17 protein-coding genes are annotated in these 18,754 nt (G+C 74.9%); 8 read left to right on the top strand and 9 right to left on the bottom strand.

Going from position 1 to position 18,754, the window contains the following annotated elements; all coding sequences use genetic code 11:
• Window positions 1–238 precede the first annotated feature (238 nt).
• Together ramS and lanKC are read right to left on the bottom strand one after the other, a co-directional pair.
• Window positions 239–367 carry a mycelium formation morphogenetic lantipeptide SapB gene (gene ramS, locus NRO40_RS01140; RefSeq protein ID WP_058940762.1) on the bottom strand — a complete coding sequence of 43 codons (129 nt, stop codon included), beginning with the start codon at window positions 365–367 and terminating at the stop codon, window positions 239–241.
• Window positions 364–2,961 carry a class III lanthionine synthetase LanKC gene (gene lanKC / locus NRO40_RS01135; protein WP_058940763.1) on the bottom strand — a complete coding sequence of 866 codons (2,598 nt, stop codon included), beginning with the start codon at window positions 2,959–2,961 and terminating at the stop codon, window positions 364–366. The genes ramS and lanKC overlap by 4 nt, the downstream gene beginning before the upstream one ends.
• A 355-nt stretch (window positions 2,962–3,316) precedes the next feature.
• Here lanKC and NRO40_RS01130 point away from each other — a divergent pair, with 355 nt between their 5' ends.
• Window positions 3,317–4,819: an MFS transporter gene (locus NRO40_RS01130; protein ID WP_058940764.1), complete on the top strand. Its 1,503-nt coding sequence runs from the start codon at window positions 3,317–3,319 to the stop codon at window positions 4,817–4,819.
• A 540-nt stretch (window positions 4,820–5,359) separates the two neighbouring features.
• A complete protein-coding gene (locus NRO40_RS01125; protein ID WP_058940765.1) occupies window positions 5,360–6,316 on the top strand; it encodes a GNAT family N-acetyltransferase in 957 nt (318 codons plus the stop codon).
• A gap of 79 nt (window positions 6,317–6,395) precedes the next feature.
• Here the strand turns inward: NRO40_RS01125 and NRO40_RS01120 are convergent, their stop codons facing one another.
• The 3 genes from NRO40_RS01120 to NRO40_RS01110 all read right to left on the bottom strand — a co-directional run bounded on the left by NRO40_RS01120 (window position 6,396) and on the right by NRO40_RS01110 (window position 10,479).
• Window positions 6,396–7,493 (bottom strand): chitinase, encoded by a 1,098-nt coding sequence (locus tag NRO40_RS01120; RefSeq protein WP_257375305.1) that lies wholly within the window; start codon window positions 7,491–7,493, stop codon window positions 6,396–6,398.
• A 167-nt stretch (window positions 7,494–7,660) separates the two neighbouring features.
• Entirely contained in the window at window positions 7,661–8,086 is a 426-nt protein-coding gene (locus NRO40_RS01115; protein WP_058940767.1) for a DUF5955 family protein, read from the bottom strand.
• On the bottom strand, window positions 8,083–10,479 hold the full coding sequence (locus NRO40_RS01110; RefSeq protein WP_257375304.1) for a hypothetical protein: 2,397 nt from the start codon (window positions 10,477–10,479) through the stop codon (window positions 8,083–8,085). The genes NRO40_RS01115 and NRO40_RS01110 overlap by 4 nt, the downstream gene beginning before the upstream one ends.
• 395 nt (window positions 10,480–10,874) lie before the next feature.
• Here NRO40_RS01110 and NRO40_RS01105 point away from each other — a divergent pair, with 395 nt between their 5' ends.
• From NRO40_RS01105 to NRO40_RS01095, 3 genes are all read left to right on the top strand, one after another.
• The gene (locus NRO40_RS01105) at window positions 10,875–11,213 is read left to right on the top strand and encodes an STAS domain-containing protein (protein WP_058940768.1); all 339 of its coding nucleotides are present in this window, start codon (window positions 10,875–10,877) and stop codon (window positions 11,211–11,213) included.
• 481 nt (window positions 11,214–11,694) lie between these two features.
• Entirely contained in the window at window positions 11,695–12,081 is a 387-nt protein-coding gene (locus NRO40_RS01100; protein WP_058940769.1) for a hypothetical protein, read from the top strand.
• A 144-nt stretch (window positions 12,082–12,225) separates the two neighbouring features.
• A complete protein-coding gene (locus NRO40_RS01095; protein ID WP_157901787.1) occupies window positions 12,226–12,792 on the top strand; it encodes a hypothetical protein in 567 nt (188 codons plus the stop codon).
• A gap of 88 nt (window positions 12,793–12,880) precedes the next feature.
• Here the strand turns inward: NRO40_RS01095 and NRO40_RS01090 are convergent, their stop codons facing one another.
• The 3 genes from NRO40_RS01090 to NRO40_RS01080 are packed head-to-tail and all read right to left on the bottom strand — an operon-like array spanning window position 12,881 to window position 14,758.
• Window positions 12,881–13,093, bottom strand: a complete 213-nt coding sequence (locus tag NRO40_RS01090) for a CDGSH iron-sulfur domain-containing protein (protein WP_058940771.1) — start codon at window positions 13,091–13,093, stop codon at window positions 12,881–12,883.
• Complete coding sequence (locus NRO40_RS01085; RefSeq protein ID WP_058940772.1) at window positions 13,080–13,727, bottom strand: HemK2/MTQ2 family protein methyltransferase; 648 nt, start codon at window positions 13,725–13,727, stop codon at window positions 13,080–13,082. Before NRO40_RS01085 ends, NRO40_RS01090 begins: the two co-directional genes overlap by 14 nt.
• A gap of 23 nt (window positions 13,728–13,750) precedes the next feature.
• Window positions 13,751–14,758 (bottom strand): iron-containing redox enzyme family protein, encoded by a 1,008-nt coding sequence (locus NRO40_RS01080; RefSeq protein ID WP_058940773.1) that lies wholly within the window; start codon window positions 14,756–14,758, stop codon window positions 13,751–13,753.
• A gap of 346 nt (window positions 14,759–15,104) precedes the next feature.
• Between NRO40_RS01080 and NRO40_RS01075 the strand changes: the two genes are divergently transcribed.
• Window positions 15,105–16,310 carry an FAD-dependent monooxygenase gene (locus NRO40_RS01075; protein WP_058940774.1) on the top strand — a complete coding sequence of 402 codons (1,206 nt, stop codon included), beginning with the start codon at window positions 15,105–15,107 and terminating at the stop codon, window positions 16,308–16,310.
• Window positions 16,311–16,409: 99 nt separating this feature from the next.
• Here NRO40_RS01075 and NRO40_RS01070 read toward each other — a convergent pair whose 3' ends face one another.
• Complete coding sequence (locus NRO40_RS01070; protein WP_058940775.1) at window positions 16,410–17,027, bottom strand: TetR/AcrR family transcriptional regulator; 618 nt, start codon at window positions 17,025–17,027, stop codon at window positions 16,410–16,412.
• Between the two features lie 311 nt (window positions 17,028–17,338).
• On the opposite strand from NRO40_RS01070, the gene NRO40_RS01065 reads away from it, so the two are divergent.
• Window positions 17,339–18,532: a cytochrome P450 gene (locus tag NRO40_RS01065; protein WP_058940776.1), complete on the top strand. Its 1,194-nt coding sequence runs from the start codon at window positions 17,339–17,341 to the stop codon at window positions 18,530–18,532.
• 4 nt (window positions 18,533–18,536) lie between these two features.
• Complete coding sequence (locus NRO40_RS01060; RefSeq protein ID WP_079046835.1) at window positions 18,537–18,752, top strand: ferredoxin; 216 nt, start codon at window positions 18,537–18,539, stop codon at window positions 18,750–18,752.
• Window positions 18,753–18,754: the final 2 nt, after the last annotated feature.

Below are 18,754 nucleotides of genomic sequence, written 5' to 3'. Positions count from 1 at the left end.
TGTGCGCCGAGGGGTACCGCACGGGCCGTGCGGGTTCTGCGTGTCGTGCGTGTCGGTACGAGCCCATGACCGACCCGGCCCCGCGCCTGTCGTACCGGGATGGCCCCGTCCGGGCAGAACGAGCCGGGGCGGGCGGGAGCAGGGCCGCGGCCCCGGGCGGATGGAGACCGCCCGGGGCCGCAGCCGCTGCCGGCCGACCCGCGCGGTGCGAACACCGCGCGGTCCGGCCGGGACCGGCTCAGTTACAGGTCGTGACGCTGAGGCTGCTGTCACCGCAGAGCAGCAGGCTGGCCCGGCTGCCGGTGGCGACGTCGCCCGTGGCCTCTTCCTTCGGGGTCTCCATCGACTGCAGGTCGAGAAGCGTCATGATCGATTCCTTTCCTTCATGGGCACGGTGTGCTCTTCCGCGGTCCCTGACTGGGACCGGGTCTGGGGCCGCCGCAGCGGCGGGAGGAACGGCAGGTGCGCGCGGCCGTCGGTCGCGGCGCTGCCGAGGGCCAGCAGACAGCCGGCGGTGCCCGTGGCGAGATCCATGGACAACCGCATCATCTGCTCGCCGGGGAAGGCCAGATGTCCCTGGTACGGCACCGCGTGGCGGGCCAGGGCGTCGATCTGGCGTCGTACGTCCGAGGGGTGGGTGCCGGGACCCGGGGTGGTGGTGCGGCTCAGGTGCAGGACCATGCCCGCCGCGCCCCGGAACAGCCCGGGCTGGGCGTAGAACGTGGCCTGTGCGGCCCGGACGATCTCGCCGCGCGCCCGCTCGAACCGCTCGTCGGTCCGGTGCGCGGCGAAGTCGTCGAGCACCATGCCGATGCCCACGCTGCCGGCGCCCAGGTACGGCATGGTCCGCCATCCCTCGTCCACCTGGAGTGTCCCGCCGGCGCTCACGACGCAGCGGTCCAGGTCGCGGCCGAGCGCGTCGGCGGCCAGGTCCAACAGGGCGGCGTCGCCGGTGCGTTCATACAGGCGGATGAAGAGCAGCGCGGGTCCGGACGCCCCGTACAGCAGGCCGGCGCGGGTGATGCCGGGCAGCGCGCGGGCGACGAGTTCCGCGCAGCGCAGGGCGGCGTCCCGGTGGCCGAGGGCGTCCAGGGCCAGGCCGACCCCCGCGAGGCCGCTGTGCAGGTCGGGCGCGACGCCCTCCCAGGGGCGGGCCATCGCCAGTCCGGCGAGGTCCGCGGCCGGGGCGGGATGGCCCAGGCGGTCCAGGGCCCAGGCGATGCCGGCCAGGCCGTCGTACAGCCCGAGGGGGCTGCCCGACGGCGGCTCCTTGACCCGCCGCAGGAGCCATTCCTGCGCGTCAGGGTGGGCCGGCGCGCCCGTCTCGGCCAGGGCGTACAGCACGCCCGCGGCGCCGTAGCCGAGCGTCAACCCGCCGCCCGCGGTGGCGAACTGGGCGATGTCGCCGGGGAAGAAGCGGTCCTCCCGGTCGGGCGACGCCGACGCGGTCACGGCCCGCGCCATCGAGTCGCGGCTGCGGGGCCAGTCACCCGGTTCCACCGGCAGGTACGGCCCGTCGCCGACCGCGTCCGGCCGCCCCTTGAGGATCTCGGCCACCGCCTCGTCGAGGAAGGCGCGCGGTACCGGGAACTGGGCCGCGGCCACGTCCGCGAGGTGCCGGGCCTTCTCCGGGTCCAGCGGGAGGAGGCTGGTGAGCGGGAGGAAGAGCGCGATGCGCAGACAGGCCAGGGCGTACCGGTCGACGTCGAAGCCGCGCCGGTCGGCGGGGGCCACGAAGGCCGGGTTGGCGACGGTCTGGCGGCGGTTGTCGTCGATGTGCGCGGCCGCCTCGAAGTCGAGCAGGACCACGGACGACTCGTCCTCGGAGAGCATGATGTTGAAGAGGTGCAGGTCGTTGAAGACCACGCCGCGGGCGTGGACCGCCGCCACGGCCTCCTCCACCATCCGGTGGACGCGCAGGGCCCACGCGGTGTACTCGGCGAGGGACTCCGGCGTCGGGTCCGCCTCGATCAGCGGGTGGCGGCGGGCGAAGAAGGTGTTGAGCGGCTTGCCCTCGATGTACTCCATCGCGAGGAAGTGGTGGCCGCCCAGTTCGAACCCGCCGCGCACCTCGGGCGTGCAGGGGAGCCCGGAGAGCCGTTCCAGGGCCTCGCGCTCCCGCTGCAGCCGGGTCACGGCGTCGGCGCCGTCGGCGGCCAGCCCGGCGTGCGGCCGGGCCTCCTTGAGGACGACCTTCTCGCCGGTGCGGGAGTCGTGGCCGACGTAGACGCCGCCGCCGTTGGAGAAGTGCAGGGCCCGCTCGACGGTGTACGGCACGTCGGCGAGGGTCACGGCGTGGCGGTCCGCCAGGTGCGGCCGGAGGAAGTCCGGCACCCGCACCCAGGGCGGCGTCCGGAAGACCGGCCCCCGCAGGTCGGGGACGAGCTTCCCGTCCGGGTCCTCCACGGCGGGGCGCAGCTCGCCGTCCTCGTCGTAGCAGTGCCGCTGCGTGAAGCTGCCGTACCTGAGGTACACCGGGCCCTCGCCCCAACGCAGGTCGCTGAGGATGTACGGGCCGTCCTCGCCGGCGAGGAGCGCGTCCAGGTCGCGGGCGACGCGGTGGCACTGGTCGTCGTCGGCCGGGTAGACGGTGATGAACTTGCCGCTGGCCGCGCGGTCGGCGTACTTGGCGTTGCGGGTGTGGAGCAGGTAGCGGCTCGGGACGAACTTGAAGGCGATCCGGTGGGTGAGGCAGTACTCCGACACCCGGGCCAGAATCGTTTCCGCGTTCTCCAGGCAGGCCGACACGTGGATCTTCCACCCCTGCGCCGGCAGTTCCGCTCCGACCGGGCGCAGCGCCAGCCAGTCACCGCTGCGGTTGCGCCGCCAGCCCTCGGGCACCGGCGTCAGCGCCGCCGCGTAGAGCGCACCCCTGCCCCCCTGGCGTTCCGCGGACAGCCGGTGCGGTGCGTCGTAGAAGTGGCGGTCCGCGTCGCAGAAGGTGGCGTATCCCTTGATCACACCTGCTCCTTCGGTCAGCGACGGCGACAGGAAGAACGTTGCCACCCGGCACAGGGCCGCCGACAGTCGCAGCTGTCAGCAATGAGCCGTGCGGAACGCACGAGTAACCTCGGGCGCCCCAGCACCCCGACGCCCCACGGGCACTACTGGTCACACCCGGCCCCAGCCGTACCGCGGGCCCCGTTCCCACCGGCCCGGGCCCCTCCGCCCGTACCGTGCGCTCCGGCCTGCCCGTCCCGTCCGCTCCGACCCTCCCGCCCCGCCCCGGAGCGTCAGGCCGCACGGGTGAGGCCCCGTTTCCCCGGATTGATCATGGGGTACGTGGATGCGGCCCCTTACGCCGTGGAGGTAAGCGATGAGAGAAGACGGGCAGGCGCTGGACGGGACCGTCACGACGCAGATCCCCGCCCGGCTGGACCGGCTGCCGTGGTCGCGGTGGCACTGGATGATCGTCATCGGGCTCGGCACCGTGTGGATCCTCGACGGGCTCGAGGTCACCATCGTCGGCAACATGGCGGGCCGGCTGTCCGAGGAGGGCAGCGGCCTCGCCATCAGCAGCACCCAGGTCACCGGTGTCGCCGCCGCCCTGTACGTGGCGGGCGCCTGCTCGGGCGCCCTGCTCTTCGGCTGGCTGACCGACCGCTACGGCCGCAAGAAGCTCTTCCTCATCACCCTCGCGGTCTACCTCGGCGCCACCGCGATGACGGCGTTCTCCTACTCGTCCTGGTGGTTCTTCCTCTTCCGCTTCCTCACCGGCATGGGCATCGGCGGTGAGTACGCGGCCATCAACTCCGCGATCGACGAGCTCATCCCCAGCAAGTACCGCGGCCGCGTCGACCTCGTCATCAACGGCAGCTTCTGGCTCGGCGCCATGGGCGGCTCGCTGCTGTCCGTCGTGCTCCTCGACACCGACATCCTCCCCAAGGACATCGGCTGGCGCGTCTCCTTCGGGCTCGGCGTCGTCCTCGGCCTCGCCGTCCTGCTCGTCCGGCGGCACGTCCCGGAGAGCCCGCGCTGGATGTTCATCCACGGCCGTGAAGAGGGCGCCGAGGCGATCGTCGCGGACGCCGAGCGGCGGGTCGAACGGGACACCGGCAAGGCGCTCGCCCCGCCCGCCGGCTCCATCACCATCAAGCAGCGGCACAGCATCGGCTTCGCCGAGATCGCCCGGACCCTGGTACGCACCTACCCCCGGCGCGCCGTCCTCGGCTTCGCCCTCTTCGTCGGGCAGGCGTTCCTCTACAACGCCATCACCTTCGGCTTCGGCGCGATCCTCGCGACGTTCTACGACGTCCCGAGCGGTTCGACCGGCTACTTCTTCGCGGTGATCGCGCTCGGCAACTTCCTCGGCCCCCTGACGCTGGGCCGGCTCTTCGACACCTGGGGCCGCCGCCCGATGATCGCCGGCACGTACCTGCTGTCGGGCGCCCTGCTCTTCGTCACCGCGTGGCTCTTCGGCCAGGAGGTGCTGACCGCGACGACGCTCACCGCCTGCTGGTGCGTGGTCCTCTTCTTCGCCTCGGCGGGCGCCAGCTCGGCGTACCTGACCGTCAGCGAGATCTTCCCGATGGAGACCCGAGCCATGGCCATCGCGTTCTTCTACGCGGTCGGCACGGCGGCCGGCGGCATCTCCGGCCCGCTCATCTTCGCCGAGCTCACCGAGAGCGGGGTGGTCGGCGACACGGTGCTGGCCTTCTGCCTCGGCGCGGCCGTGATGGTCGTGGGCGGTCTCGTCGCCCTCTTCTTCGCCGTCGCGGCGGAGCGCAAGTCCCTGGAGGAGATCGCGACACCGCTGTCGGCCCACGCCGCCGGCGGCACCCCCGACGCCCCCACCGAGCCCGTCTCCCTGCGCCCCTGACCCTCCCGTCCACCGCCCGCACGCCCCCGTCCGCGGCCCCGGCCGACCGGCCCCGTGCGACCCGCCCGGCCTGCCGACGGCACCCCGCGCACGTCCGCCGCCCCGGCGGACGTGCGCGCCGTCGTCTCGACACGCTTCGTGGCGCGCACCCGTCAGCAGGGCGTCGGACCGTCTCCCCGGGGCGATGCTCCCCTTCGAGAACGCCGTGCACGGCACCGGCGGCCGGGGACCGCGTCACCCGGGTCGGGATCCCGGCCGCCACCACCGCCGACGGGTCGTGCCCCGGTACGGGACCGCGCGCGTGACCGACCGCACGGGCCCCGTGCACGACGACGAGCGGGCGCGCACGGACGAGGCAGTGGCCCGGACGACGTCCCGTGAACGGCGTCGCCCGCCGGTGTGCGCTGCGGGCCCCTGGCGGAGGCGTGACGCCGGCCGGTGGCCCTCGCTCCCGGTTCGGTACCGATCGGGCATGGGGGAGGGGCGTCGGGTGCGGGAAATCGTTTGCCGGGGACGTGGCCACGGTCCGAGAGTGGCCTGATGCATTCGGAAGCCCCCTACGCCGTCCGCCCCGCCACCACCGGGGACGCGTCGCTCATATGCGCGCTGCTCAACGAGATCGACACGATCGAGACGGGCAGGCCCGACACGGACCTGCACTCCGTCGAGGCGGACCTCGCCCACCCCGAGGTCGACCTCGCCCGGGACTCCTGGCTCGCCTTCGACGGCGACCGGCTCGTCGCCTACGCCCTCGTGTGGGACGAGTCCCAGGGCGAGCGCATCGACGCCGACCACTACGTGCTGCCCGGTCACGAGGCCGCCGGGGAGCGGCTGCTCGCGTTCGCCGAGGACCGCGCCGCGGACCGGGCCCGCGCCAACGGCGCGTCCCGCGCGGTGCTCCACCTGCACCTCAACGCCGAGCCCACCACCGACCTCGACATGATCGCCCGTCGGGGCTGGCGCCGGGTGCGGCGCTACCACGTGATGACCCGTCCGCTCTCCGCCGCCGACCAGGCCGCGCCCGAGCCGCCCGCCGGTGTGGTGCTGCGCGACTGCCGGGACGACGTGGACCGGCAGCGCGCCCACGCCCTGCTCCAGGAGACGTTCTCGGAGCACTTCGACCACCAGCCCCGCACCTACGCGCAGTGGCTCGACGACATCGGGGGCGGTGACCGCATCGACTGGTCGCTCGTGTGGATCGCCTCGGTCGGGGCCGAGGACGCCGCCGTGCTGTTCTCGCGCGACGACCGCAAGAACATGGCCTGGATCGGCAACATCGGGGTGCGCCGGTCGTTCCGGGGCCGGGGCGTCGCCGGGCACCTGCTGCGCCACGCGTTCGCCGTCTACGCGGCGCGGGGGCGCGACACGATCGGCCTCGGTGTGGACACGCAGAACGAGACGGGCGCCCTGCGCGTCTACGAGGCGCACGGCATGCGCACGCTCCACGCGGTGGACACGTGGGAGGTCGTGCTCCCGGCCGGGGTGGCCGTCGCCTGAGGCGGGGCCCGGCCCGCGCCGGGCGGATCCCCGCGCGCGTACCGGGCAGACACTCGGCCGGGCCGGTCCCGGCGGTCCGTCAGCGGCCCTGGAGGGCCCGGACGTTGTCGCCGAAGGTCCAGTTCCGTGACCCGTCCCAGTTGAGCGACCAGGTCATGAGCCCCTTCAGCCGGCCGCCGTACGCCTTCCACGCCTGGGCGACGGTGGCCGGCGGCATGTAGCCGCCACCGGCTCCCCGCTGCGCGGGCAGCCCGGGCACCTGCCGGTCGTACGGGACGCGGATGGTGGTGCCCTGCACGACGAGCCCCCGGTCCAGGCAGTCGGTCTGGGCGGTGAAGCCGGCGACCGTGCCGGCCTCGTAGGAGTCGCCGGAGCACCCGTACATGCTGCCGTTGTAGTACTGCATGTTCAGCCACCACAGACGGCCGTTGTCCGCGTACTTCTTCACGAGGGGCAGATAGGCGCCCCAGATGGAGCCGTAGACCACGCTTCCGCCGGTGACGTAGGCCGTCTCCGGGGCCATGGTCAGTCCGAAGCCCGGGGGCATGCGTTCCAGGATGCCGTCGATGATGCGCATGAGGTTGGCCTGAGAGGGCGAGGGCCGGGTGACGTCGCCGCTGCCGACGAGGCCGGTCTCGATGTCGATGTCGATGCCGTCGAAGTTGTGGGCCTTCAGGATGGGCACGACCGTGGCGACGAACCGGTCCGCGACGGCGGTGGAGTTCAGGTCGATCCCCGCGGTGGCGCCGCCGATGGAGAGCAGCACGGTGAGCCCGGCCGCCTTGGCCTCGCACATCTCGGCCGGCGTGGGCACCTTCACGGTGGTGTCCATGCCGTTCTCCCACAGCGCCGTGCCGTCCGACCGGATCACGGGAAAGGCGGTGGTGACGACGTTGTAGCCGTGCGGCCTGATGCGCGGGTCGGTGATCGGGGTCCAGCCGAAGGGCGGGTGGACGCCGTTGGCGGCGCCGTCCCAGTTCTCCCAGTACCCCTGGAGGACCTTCCCGGCGGGCCGTGGCTTGAGCGGGCACGTCGCCGGGGCGGGCACCCCGCCGGCGGGCGCCCCGGCACCGACGGGCGCCGGCCGGGCGGCCGCGGGGAGCGCCGCGGCCGGCAGGTGCGCGAGGACCGCCGCGGCGAGCCCCAGAGCCAGTGACGTCCTTCCGTGTCGCGGCATGTCCGCGCTCCTTCCCCGGCGTCCCTCGACGTCCCCCGGGCGCCACCCTCGACGGCGCCCGACGGATGCGACAGGCGCTCGACGGCACTCGACGGAAGGCCAGGGTCTTCTGGTCCAGACCTTTCGTCAAGAGGTCTGGACCAGAAGCCCGCACGAGGTGAGCGGCGTCAGAAGGACTGCACGACCCGCGTCAGTTCGGCCACGGCGGCCGCCAGCGGCGCCGCGGGCTGGGCGAACAGCGCCAGCCGCTCCAGGGCCCGCCGCACCACCCCCGGCTCCGGCTCTCCCTCGTCCAGCTCCTCGCGCAACCGGCGCAGTTCGGTACGGGGCGACTCCTGGTCCGGCAGCGCGGCCCGGTGCTCGTCCAGCAACCGCTCGACGAGCAGCAGCAGGGCCTCCACCTCGGCCCGCTGGTCCGCCGACGGCGCCTGCACCGAGACATGGGCGGCCACGGCGCGCGCGCCCGGACCGACCGCCTGGTTGCCGACGGAGCTCTGCCCCCCGTACTGCTGGACGCCGAAGTTGAGCACGCGGGCCTCGCCCGGCTCGCCGGGCGACGGATCGGCTTGACGGGGCACGTTCCCTCCTGTCATCGGGTGGCCGTGGGGCCGGACGGCGGCGGCGGGCCACCGGCCCGCGCCGTGGTCGACTTCGCGGTCGCCTGGGCGCCGGTGCCGACGGCCTGGTTCCCGACCACGCTCACCCCGCCCGTCTGCAGCACGCCGTGGTTGAGGATGGTCTGGGTCTGGGTCCGGAAGTCGGTCGTGTCGACCCCGTGGTCGTCGAGGAAGTCCCGGACGGCCGCCAGCGCGTGCCGGTCGAGGGCGTTCAGCGTCCGCAGGGCGTCGACCAGCTGGAAGTGGTGGAAGTACTCGGGCCCCTGCGCGGCCTCGCGGACGCTGATCCGCGCGCCGCGGTCGTACGCGGGGTCGTCGCCCGCGGCCCGCGCCTCGTGGCGCCGACGCACCCGCCTGCGCCGGTCGGCGAGGGCGTCCGACAGGCACGACCGCGGCGCCGCCCACAGCGCGCCCCCCGACCGCCGCAGCGCCCGCAGCGCCAACGAGCGGCGCCGCCGTGCGGTGGGGGCGCCCGCCGGCAGCAGGTCCACCACATGCAGGTCACGCCGTACCGGCCCCAGGACGAACCGCTCGCACCGCAGGTGCAACGTCCTACCCTCCACCGCCACGTGCAGGAAGTGCGTCGGCACGATCTCCCCGCCCCACAGCGGTACGTGGGAGGCGAGGAAGTGCCGCGCGACACCGTCCGGGCGCCGCGCGATCCACCGCAGCGCCTCGGTGGGCAGCCGCGTGGCGGGCGGCCGCAGCGGGTCGGGCAGCAGCCGCCCGTCCCGTACGACCTCCCTGCCGCTGACGAACACCCGGTCCTCCACCACCAGCCCCTCGATGCGCCCCTCCGCGCCGGGCCGCCCGCCGAGGCCGTCCCGCCCGCCCGCGCCGTCCCACCCACCGGCCCCGTCACGTTCCGCGGCGGCCCGTCCGGTGGCCCGATCCCCGCTTCCGACGCCCCGCAGGGGCGCCCCCGGCTCCTGTGCCGCCCCGCGCAACCGGTGCCGCAGCCGCTCCACGACGTCCCAGGCGTCGAAGCCGCCGACGGTCCGGGGACCGCGCTCCCCGCCCGGACCCGGGTCGGCGGGCAGCAGCGGCACCGACAGCGTCCACTCCCCGTCGCGCCTGCCGTACCCGACGAACGGTGAATGGCCGCTGTAGCAGCTGACGTTGCCCCGCTGGGCGTCGGCCACGGCCGCGATCCGCGCGGCCGCCCACGGCTCCAGGTGCCCCGGTCGCGGCAACCTCTCCGGGTCGAACGTGTCGCGCCGCAACGCGCCCCGCAGTCGCGCGTCCACGTCCAGCTCCTCGTCCACGACGGTCCGCACCACCAGGGCGCAGCAGGCCACCACGGCGAGGAGCGCGGGGACCCCCCACAGGTAGCCGCCGGTCAGCCAGGCCAGCGGCCCGGGGAAGGGGACCGCCGACAGGGCGGCGCCCAGCAGCACCCCGGCGACGAGCAGCGCGCCCGCCGTACCGGCAAGTCGCCACGACGTCGCCGACGTGGGCGGCAGCTCCCGCCCCCGCACCGCGCGCCGACGCGTCCGCGACGCCGACCCGAGCGCCCCCAGGGCGAGCCGCGCGAACAGCAGCCACAGGGGGGCGAACACCGCGACGAGACCGAAGGCGGCGGTCAGCCTGCGGTCCCGCTCGCGGCGCAGCCTGCCCGCGGTCAGGCTGTGCCGCGCCACCGGCACCAGGTCGACGCCCGGCGAGGCGGCGATGGCGCCGAGCCCGTCGCCCAGCACGTCCTCCACGACGCGGTCGGCGAAGGCCGGGTCGGTGTACGCGGCGGCGCACAGGTAGCGGGTCACGTCGCCGGGCGACGTGCCGGTCGCGACGGCCACCGGCCGATCGTCGGGTAAGTCGGACACGGCGGCACTCCGTTCACGGTTGCGGGACGCCGCGGGGCGCACGGCGCCCGGGGCCTTCGGGGCCCGGCCGTACCCGACGACGGCGATGAGGAGGCCCAGCAGCACGCCGAAGACCAGCCCGTCGACGAACAGCACCGGGAAGGAGCCGCCCTGGCCGAAGGCGAGGAGGAGGCCCGGCTCGACGGTCTCGACGGCCAGCCAGGCCAGCGTGCTGCTGCCCACCGAGAGGAACACCCCGGTACCGGCGGAGGCCGCCCACCGCACACCGCCCGCGGGCGCCCGGCCCACCAGCCGGGGGACGAGCAGCAGGATCCCGGCGATCAGCCCGATCAGCGTCAGCCCGCCCAACCAGGCGTAGGCGCGCAGGAAGGGGTGCGACCCGGGCTCCGGCTGCCATCCCGGTACGAACAGTGCCCGGCGCAGCAGCTCCAGCCCGACGTGGTCCGTCGACCATTCGAGGAGTACGTCACGTGACCACGGACCGCCCAGCACCACCAGGAAGACACAGAGGAGGACGAGTCGCCCCCTGCCGGCCGGTTGTCTCATGGCACCCCCCGGAACACCTGAGACCCGTAACTCTAGGAAGTCGGCGGCCACATGTCAGCCGAACGGACCACACCGGTGGGGGAACGCGCCCCGCCCACGCCCCGGGGCGCCCGCACGGCGGCCGTCCCGCGCCCCCGCGCACGGGTCGCCGGCCGTGCCCCGCCCCGCGCGCGTACGGAGGCGGGAGCCACTGGCACCGGGCGCTCGCGGTGTGTCACTGTGGCAGGAGCCAGCCTGGTCTGGCGGGGGAACCCCGCGCCGTCCCGGGGTCACGGTCGGTGGCCCGGTCACGGTACGGGTGGTTCTCGCTCGGCTGCGCGCGGCCCGACGCCGCGCGCTCGACGGGCGCCCCCCGAGGCGGCCGTCATGGGCTCGATCCCCGAGAGGGGCGAACCATGTCCGATACCTTCACCGTCGCCGTCACCCACCACCCATACGGCACCGTCGTCGCCGTCACGGGCGAGATGGACCTCACCACCTGCCCCCGCGTCGAGGAGGCGTGCACCGTCCTCCCGGTGGGCGGCAAGACGCTGCGCCTCGACCTGTCGGGTGTCTCCTTCATGGACTCCACCGGCCTCAACCTGCTGCTGAGGCTGCGCCGTCGCGTCCAGGGCGACGGGAGCCGCATGGTCCTCACTGGCCTCCAGGACCAGCCGAGGCACCTGCTCGACCTCACGGAGGCGTACTCCCTCTTCGACACCACGGGCGCCGGCGAGCCGGCCGGCCGTCGCTGACCCCACCCCACCGACGGTCCCACGCCCCTCCCTCCCACGACTCCACCTCTCGCCCTCCCCAGGACTTCCCCCACGGGTCCGTTCCGCGGCCCTCCCCGCGTGGCGCGACGCACTCCGCCCGCGACCCCCCCTTCCCCACGGCGCCGGGCGGCTACCTGCCTTTGGCGCCGAGGACGGCCGGTACACCGGCCCGCCCTGCCGGAGACCCCGTACGGCGACGACGCCCGCGCGGGTGCGGCGCCCGACACCCTCCTCCCCACCACCGCCTTGGGCGAGCCCGCACCGGGCCGCACGCACCCGCACGCACCCGCCCGCACCGGGTCGGACGCACCCGCCCGCACCGGAGGGCGGACAACTCACCGGCGCCCGAGCGGAGTCGGCAGCCGGAGCCACGAGCGGGGCGGGCGCCCGGGAACCCGTCCACTTCAAGCCGCCTTACCTGAACCGGTTTTCGCGGCTGAAGACGGGTTAGGCGCACCCCATGAGTGAAACGGACAAGAACAAGAGCAGCGGCAAGGACACGGCCACCGACACCAGTGCCGCGAACGGGCGGGCCCGCACCGCCACCAGCACGGCCAGAAGGACGGCCCGCGACACGACCCGCGCCGCCACCGACGGCGCGGGCGAGGCGGGCAAGGCGACCGGGGGCGTGCTCGCCACCCAGGCCCAGGCCCTGACGTCGACGGTCAACGGCGTGTGGCGCAAGGCCGCCGTACCGGCGCTCGGCCTCCTGAAGGCCAACGCCGTCACCGCCGGCGGTGTCGCGGCGGCCGCGACAGCCGTGGCCGTCGGCGCCTACGCCGGTGGGCGCAGGTCCGTCCTGCGCGCCCACGGCCCGGTCACCCGTCTGACGGGCGGCCGCATCTGAGTCCCGGCGGCACGCCCGGCTCCGGCGTGCCGGCACCACCAGCAGCGCTGTGCGCGCCACCCGTGTCGGGGGCCGCGGCCGTCCGGCCGCGGCCCCCGACACGCGTTCGGTGGGGGCTCCGGCGGCCCCGTAGGGTGGGCGGCCATGAGACTGATCAGGGCGGAGGCTGCCCGCCACGACTGGGAGCGCATGACGTGCGGGTGCGGCGCCTCCGCCGCCCACCTGGCGCGGGACCTCCTGGAGTCCGCCCGGGAGACTCCCGCCCCCGGCGGCCCCGACGGTCTCCTGGAGGGCCACGTATGGTCCCCGGCCACCCTGTGGGAGCCGGCCCCCGCGGTGACCTCTGTCGCCCTCGCCGCCCTCGCGGACACGATTCCGCCGGCGGCCCGCACTTGGTTCCTGGACCTCCTGCAGCTCACGGTGGCGGGTGAGGGCACCGACCCCGTGTCCGCCCGGCGCGGCCTCGACCTGCCGGAGCGGTGCCGGACCATCACCCGGCAGGGCCTGTGGTCGCTGTACGGGGAGGTGGTGTCGGGCCGCTGCGTGGGGGACGCCGGGACCGCCTTCGAGATCCTCACCGTGGTGGAGCCCGACCGGGCCCGGCTGCGGCGCGTCCGGGAGGCCGTCCCCGACCTCCTGCCCGTCTGCTGCCGGACCGGCTTCTGCGACGGGCCCCCGGAGCCCGAGCCGGCGGCATCAGGGGCCGAGTGACCGCGGAACGGCCGCCGGGGAGCACCGAACACGGCGGCGCCCGCCCCACCGGGTGGGCGGGGCGGGCGGTTCGTCCGGGGCGGGCGGCCTACTGGCGGGTCTCCCGGGGTGGGGCGGAGCGGCGGTGGCTGGTGTCGCACCAGGGGTAGCGCCGACTGCGGTGACAGGTGCACAGGGCGACGCGGAAGCGGTCCGACGAGACCACCGTTCCGTCCTCCAGCTCGACCTCGACCGGTCCCTCCACCAGCATCGGGCCCTTGCGCGGCAGGGTGACGCGGCGCGGAGCGTCATCGTTGGGCACGGATCACCACCAGCTCTTCCTTGTCGTCGTCGTGGGAGAGCAGGCCGCGCTCGCGCAGCCAGCCGTGCCGGGAGCGCAGGACGGGCCCGAAGGCGACCCAGCGGCGGTCCGCCACCTCGGCCCGCAGCCCCGCGGACCGGAGGTGCTCCAGGGTGCGGTCCGGGTCGCTCAGTACCGAGTGCACCAGCAGCAGCGTGCCGTCCGGACGCAGCAGCCCGGGAGCCTCGCGACAGATCCGGTCCAGGATCAGGCGGCCGTCGTGGCCCGCGTCCCAGGCGCGTGCCGCGCCGCGCGGCCGGCGGGCACCGTCCGGGTCCGGTACGTAGGGCGGATTGGCCATGATCAGGTCGAACGACTCGCCGGCCACGGGGGACAGCAGGTCGCCGCGGACGGCGCGGACCCGGACCCCGGCGAGCGCGGCGTTGAGACGGGTCGCGAGCACCGCCCTGCGGGAGACGTCCACGGCCGTGACCCGCCCGCCTCGACGGGCGGCCTCCAGGGCGAGGGCGCCCGACCCCGTACCGATGTCGAGTACCCGCGTGCCCTCACGCAGCGGCACGGTGTCGAGCGCCTCCGTCAGGAGGGCCGTGTCATCCTGCGGGGTGTAGACCCCTGGCGGTACCAGCAGATTCATGCGTCTCCGAGTACCCGGCATTCTCATACGGCAACAGAATTCTCTTGGGTCGTCTTGAGTGACGACCGTCCCTCACGCCACAGGCCCAACAGATGGTCGCCGAGCCGCCGCTCCAGGTACTCGGTGACGTCGATGCCGAACACGACGTCGTCCGCCAGGTGCGGTTCCTCGGCGAGCAGCCCGCCGATGACGTCCCTGCGCACGATCTGCTCGTGCACCGCGTCCGCCTCGACGTGCTCGTCGTAGAAGAACTCGGCGGCCCGGCCCGCACCGGTGCGGCGCATGGCCTCCGCCAGCCTGCGCGAGCCCGGCGACGAGGTGATCTCGACGTCGGCGAAGTGCCCCACCAGGGCCCCGCGCAGCGAGCGGTGCAGGCCGAGGAGGGACATGAGGTTGACGAGGGCGAGCATGGGGGCGCAGCCGGCGTCGAGGTAGCGGCCGTAGGCGGGGTCCAAGCCGAGGTCCTCCATCAGGTCGGCGAAGAGCCGCGCGTGGACGCGCTCGGGCCGGCCGCCGCCGTACTCGTCGAATTCGACCGCCGCCATGCCGGCCTTGGCCCGCCCCCACAGGCGGGGCAGCACCCAGGCGTGCGGATCGGCCTCCTTCAGGTGGTACAGCGAGCGGTGGACCGCGTACTCGCGCAGCTGCCACAGCTGCCCCTCGTCCCGCAGGTAGTGGGAGACGCCGGTCCCCTCGGCCGGCTCCACCAGCAGTTCCTTGAGCGCGTCCTCCACCGTGTCGTGCACGGGCGTGTCCGCCCGCAGCGCGGCGAGGAAGCGCCGCTCCATGGCCCGGCGGGTCCCCAGGAGTCGCGGCTCCCACTCAAGGTCGGGGTCGACACCGGCGAAGCCGCGGTAGTGCAGCTCGTAGCAGAGGTACAGGGCGAGCTGGAGGTCGTCACCGTAGACGTCCGCGGTGTGTACCGCCTCGTCCGAGGGCAGGGGGCCGGTTCCGCGCAGGTACGCGGCGACGGCGCCGGATACCGGTCCGCGACCGTCCGGCAGGGCGGGCCCGTGGCTGTCGTGTGTCATCCCCACCGTGTACCCGCCGCCCGCCCCCTCATCCACCTGCCCCGCCCCCCCGCGACCCCTCCGACCTGCCCGGACCCGGGACCGGGACCGTGTGTCCGGCCGCCCGGGCGCCACCCGGAGCACGCCCTGCCGGGGCGGCCCCGGGCAGCCGGAGTCCCGGCCCGGACGCGGCCGCCGATCCGGCGCGTTCGCGGCCCGGTGTGGCCGCCCGCCCCCACGGCGCCTCCCGGTCACGGGACCCTGCCGCCCGACGGTGGACGGTCCGGCGAGCTGTCCGGGCCGCCGCGATACCGACTGGTACATTCCACGGCGAACCAGGCGTATCGGGCAGGCGGTGGGAGGGCACATGAAGGTCGTCTGCGTCGGTGGAGGCCCCGCCGGGCTCTACTTCTCGATCCTCATGAGGCGGCAGGACCCGCGCCATGACGTCACCGTCCTCGAACGCGACCCGGCCGGCTCGACCTATGGGTGGGGCGTCACCTACTGGGGCGGGCTCCTCGACCGGCTGCACGCCCACGACCCCGCGTCCGCCCGCGCCGTCCGCGACGCCTCGGTCCGCTGGAGCGGCGGAGTCGCCCACATCCGCGGCACCACGACCGCCCGCCCGGGCGACGAGGGCTTCGGCATCGGCCGGCACCGGCTGCTCGACGTCCTCGCCCACCGCGCGCGGGAGCTCGGCGTGCGCCTGGTCCACTCCCACGAGGTCACCCCCGCCGACGGACCGCCCGACGCGGACCTCGTCGTCGCCGCCGACGGCGTGCACAGCGCCCTGCGCGCCCACCACGCCGACCACTTCGGCACGGAGATCGAGACCGGCCGGAACACGTACGCGTGGCTCGGCACCACGAAGACCTTCGCGACCTTCACCTTCGCCTTCGCCGAGACCCCGCACGGCTGGGTGTGGTGCTACGCCTACCCGTACGGTCCGGACGGCAGCACCTGCGTCGTCGAGTGCCCGCCCGAGGCGTGGCGGGGCCTCGGCCTCGACCGGGTGTCCGACCCGGAGGGCCTGCGCCTGCTGGAGGAGCTCTTCGCCGGGCCGCTGGACGGCCACCGGCTGATCGGCGGCCCCCAGGGCGAGGGCGGCGCCCGGTGGCGGTCCTTCCGCACCCTGACCAACCGGACCTGGCACCGGGACAACCTCGTCCTGCTGGGCGACGCCGCCCACACCACCCACTACTCCGTCGGCGCGGGCACCACCCTCGCCCTGGAGGACGCCATGGCGCTGGCCGGCGCGCTGCGCACCGCGCCGTCCCTGCCCACCGCCCTCGCCCGGTACGAGCGGGAACGCACCGCCGCGCTCCTCCCGCTGCGCAGCGCGGCCCGCTACAGCGCCCGCTGGTACGAGAACCTGCCGCGGTACGCGCGGCTCGACCCGGCGCAGATGTTCGCCCTGCTCGGGCAGCGGCACTCCCCGCTCCTGCCGTACGTCCCGCCCCAGCTCTACTACCGGCTCGACCGTGCGGCCCACGGGCTGGAGCCGCTGCGCCGCTTCAAGCGGTGGCTGGGGCCGCGGCTCGCGCGCACCCTGGAGGCGACCCGCGCGCGGTAGCGACCCCGGGCGCCGGGGACGCACGCGCGCACCTCAGCCGTGCGCGCCCCCGTCGAGGACGACCTCGCGAGGGCGACCTCGCGGGGGCGCCGCCGGGCGTCAGCGCGGGGGCTCCGCGCGCCCGTCGACGGGCGGCATCCCCTCCAGCAGGCCGCCCAGCGCGCCCACGACGAGCCGGCTGACCTCGCCCGGATCCGCGTCCGCCAGCGGGCGCTTGCCTACCACGACGCGCATCAGCCCGATGCCGAGCAGCCACGACAGGGCGAGGTCCGCCCGCAGCCCGCGGTCGTCGGCGTCGCTGAGAGTGGCGAGCACCCGGGCGTACTCGTCGCCCAGCGTCGTGACCGCCGCCGACACCTCGTCACCCGCGCCCACCGAGCGCAGCAGCGTCTCCAGCGACCGCGCGGCCCCCGTCCGGCCGTCGTCCGCCGCGCCGTCGTCGTCCGCGCCGTCGCCCACCGGGGTGAGCATGCTCGCCAGCACGGTCTCCACCAGGCGCTCCGGCGGGGTGCCCCGCAGCTGCTCCAGTCCGTCCCGCGACACCACCTCGCCGAAGAGGGCCCGCTTCGAGCCGAAGTGACGGAAGAGCAGTGCCTGGTTGAGTCCCGCCCGCCCGGCGATGTCCCGTACCGTCGCCCGCTCGTAACCCCGTTCGGCGAACAGCTCGGACGCGGCCGCGAGCAGCCGCTCGCGCGTCGTCCCGCCCGACGCGCGCACGACACGGCCACCACCGCCCGCCTCCGCAGCCGCCTCGGCACCCTCCCGACCCCGACCCGCCCCGGGCCCGGCCGCTCCCACCGTCCGGCCCGCTCCCACCGTCCCGCCCGCTCCCACCGTCCCGCCCGGCTCCGTCCGTACCGCTCCGTCACCGCACCGCGCCGTTCCGGCACCCGCCCACCCGCCCACCGGCCGCCCCCGTCCCGTCGTTCGAAGGCGCGTTCCAACCCCGTCGGCCGGAGGCGCCGTTGACCGCTCTCGGGGCCAACTCTAGGTTGGTAAGCAGCTGCTTACACCAGGGAGGTTTCCCCGTGACGACCGCTCGCGAGCAGGCACCGCTGGCCTACCCCTTCAACGAACCGGAGGGTCTGGGCCTGGCCGACGCCTACACCGACGCCCTGGACCACCCGGGGCTCTTACGCGTCCGCATGGCCTACGGCGAGCCCGCCTGGCTCGCCACCCGCTACGCCGACGCCCGCCTCGTCCTCGGCGACCGGCGCTTCGGCCGGGCGGACGCCGTGTTCCACGACGAGCCGCGGCAGTCCCCCGCGCAGCAGGACTCCGGCATCCTCGGCATGGACCCGCCGGAACACACCCGCCTGCGCACCCTCGTGGCGAAGGCGTTCACCGTGCACCAGGTCGAGAAGCTGCGCCCGCAGGTGCGGGACCTGGCGCACGGCTTCCTCGACGGGATGGAGGCCGCCGGCCCGCCCGTCGACCTCGTCGAGCACTACGCCCTGCCCATCCCCGTCGCCGTCATCTGCCGGATGCTCGGCGTCCCGGAGGAGGACCGGCCGAAGTTCCGCGTCTGGAGCGACGCCGTCCTGTCGACCAGCTCCCTGACCGCCGAGGAGTTCCAGCGCAACCGCGAGGAGCTGCGCGCGTACATGTCCGGGCTGATCCGCGACCACCGCGAGCGCCCCCGGCAGGACCTCATGACCGCGCTCATCGACGCACGCGACTCGGGCGACCGCCTCACCGAACTCGAACTGGTCGACCTGTGCGTCGGCATCCTCGTCGCCGGGCACGAGACCACGGCGAGCCAGATCCCCAACTTCCTGTACGCCCTCCTCGAACACCCCGACCAGCTCGCGCTGCTCCGCGACCGCCCCGAACTCCTCGCGGGCGCCGTCGAGGAACTCCTGCGCTTCGTGCCGCTGGGCAGCGGCGCCGCCTTCCCCCGGTACGCGAAGGAGGACATCGAGGTGGGCGGCACGCTCGTGCGCGCCGGGGAGCCCGTCCTCGTCGCGGTCGGGGCCGCCAACAGGGACGCCCTGAAGTTCACCGCCCCCGGCCGGCTCGACATCACCCGCACCCACGTGCAGCACCTCGGTTTCGGCCACGGCGTCCACCACTGCCTCGGTGCGCCCCTCGCCCGCCTCGAACTCCAGGAGGCCCTGCGGGCGCTCCTCACCCGCTTCCCCGACCTCCACCTCGCCGGCGACATCGTCTGGAAGAACCAGATGCTGGTCCGCGGCCCCCGCGAGATGCCGGTGGGGTGGTGACCCGGTGACCTGGACCACGGAGGTCGACCAGGGCCGGTGCATGGGCTCGGGCATGTGCGCCGCGCTGGCGCCCGACCTCTTCCGCCTGGAGGACACCCACGCCGCACCGGTGCACGCCCGGATCCCCGCGGACGAGCGCGCCCTGGACGCCGCCGACTCCTGCCCCGCCCTGGCCATCGTCGTCCGCGACGGCCCCCACACCATCGGCCCCCGCCCGTGACC

The organism is Streptomyces changanensis, assembly GCF_024600715.1.
Classification (GTDB): domain Bacteria; phylum Actinomycetota; class Actinomycetes; order Streptomycetales; family Streptomycetaceae; genus Streptomyces; species Streptomyces changanensis.
The sequence above is the reverse complement of the archived record's forward strand: the minus strand, read 5'-3'. Positions and strand labels throughout refer to the sequence as shown.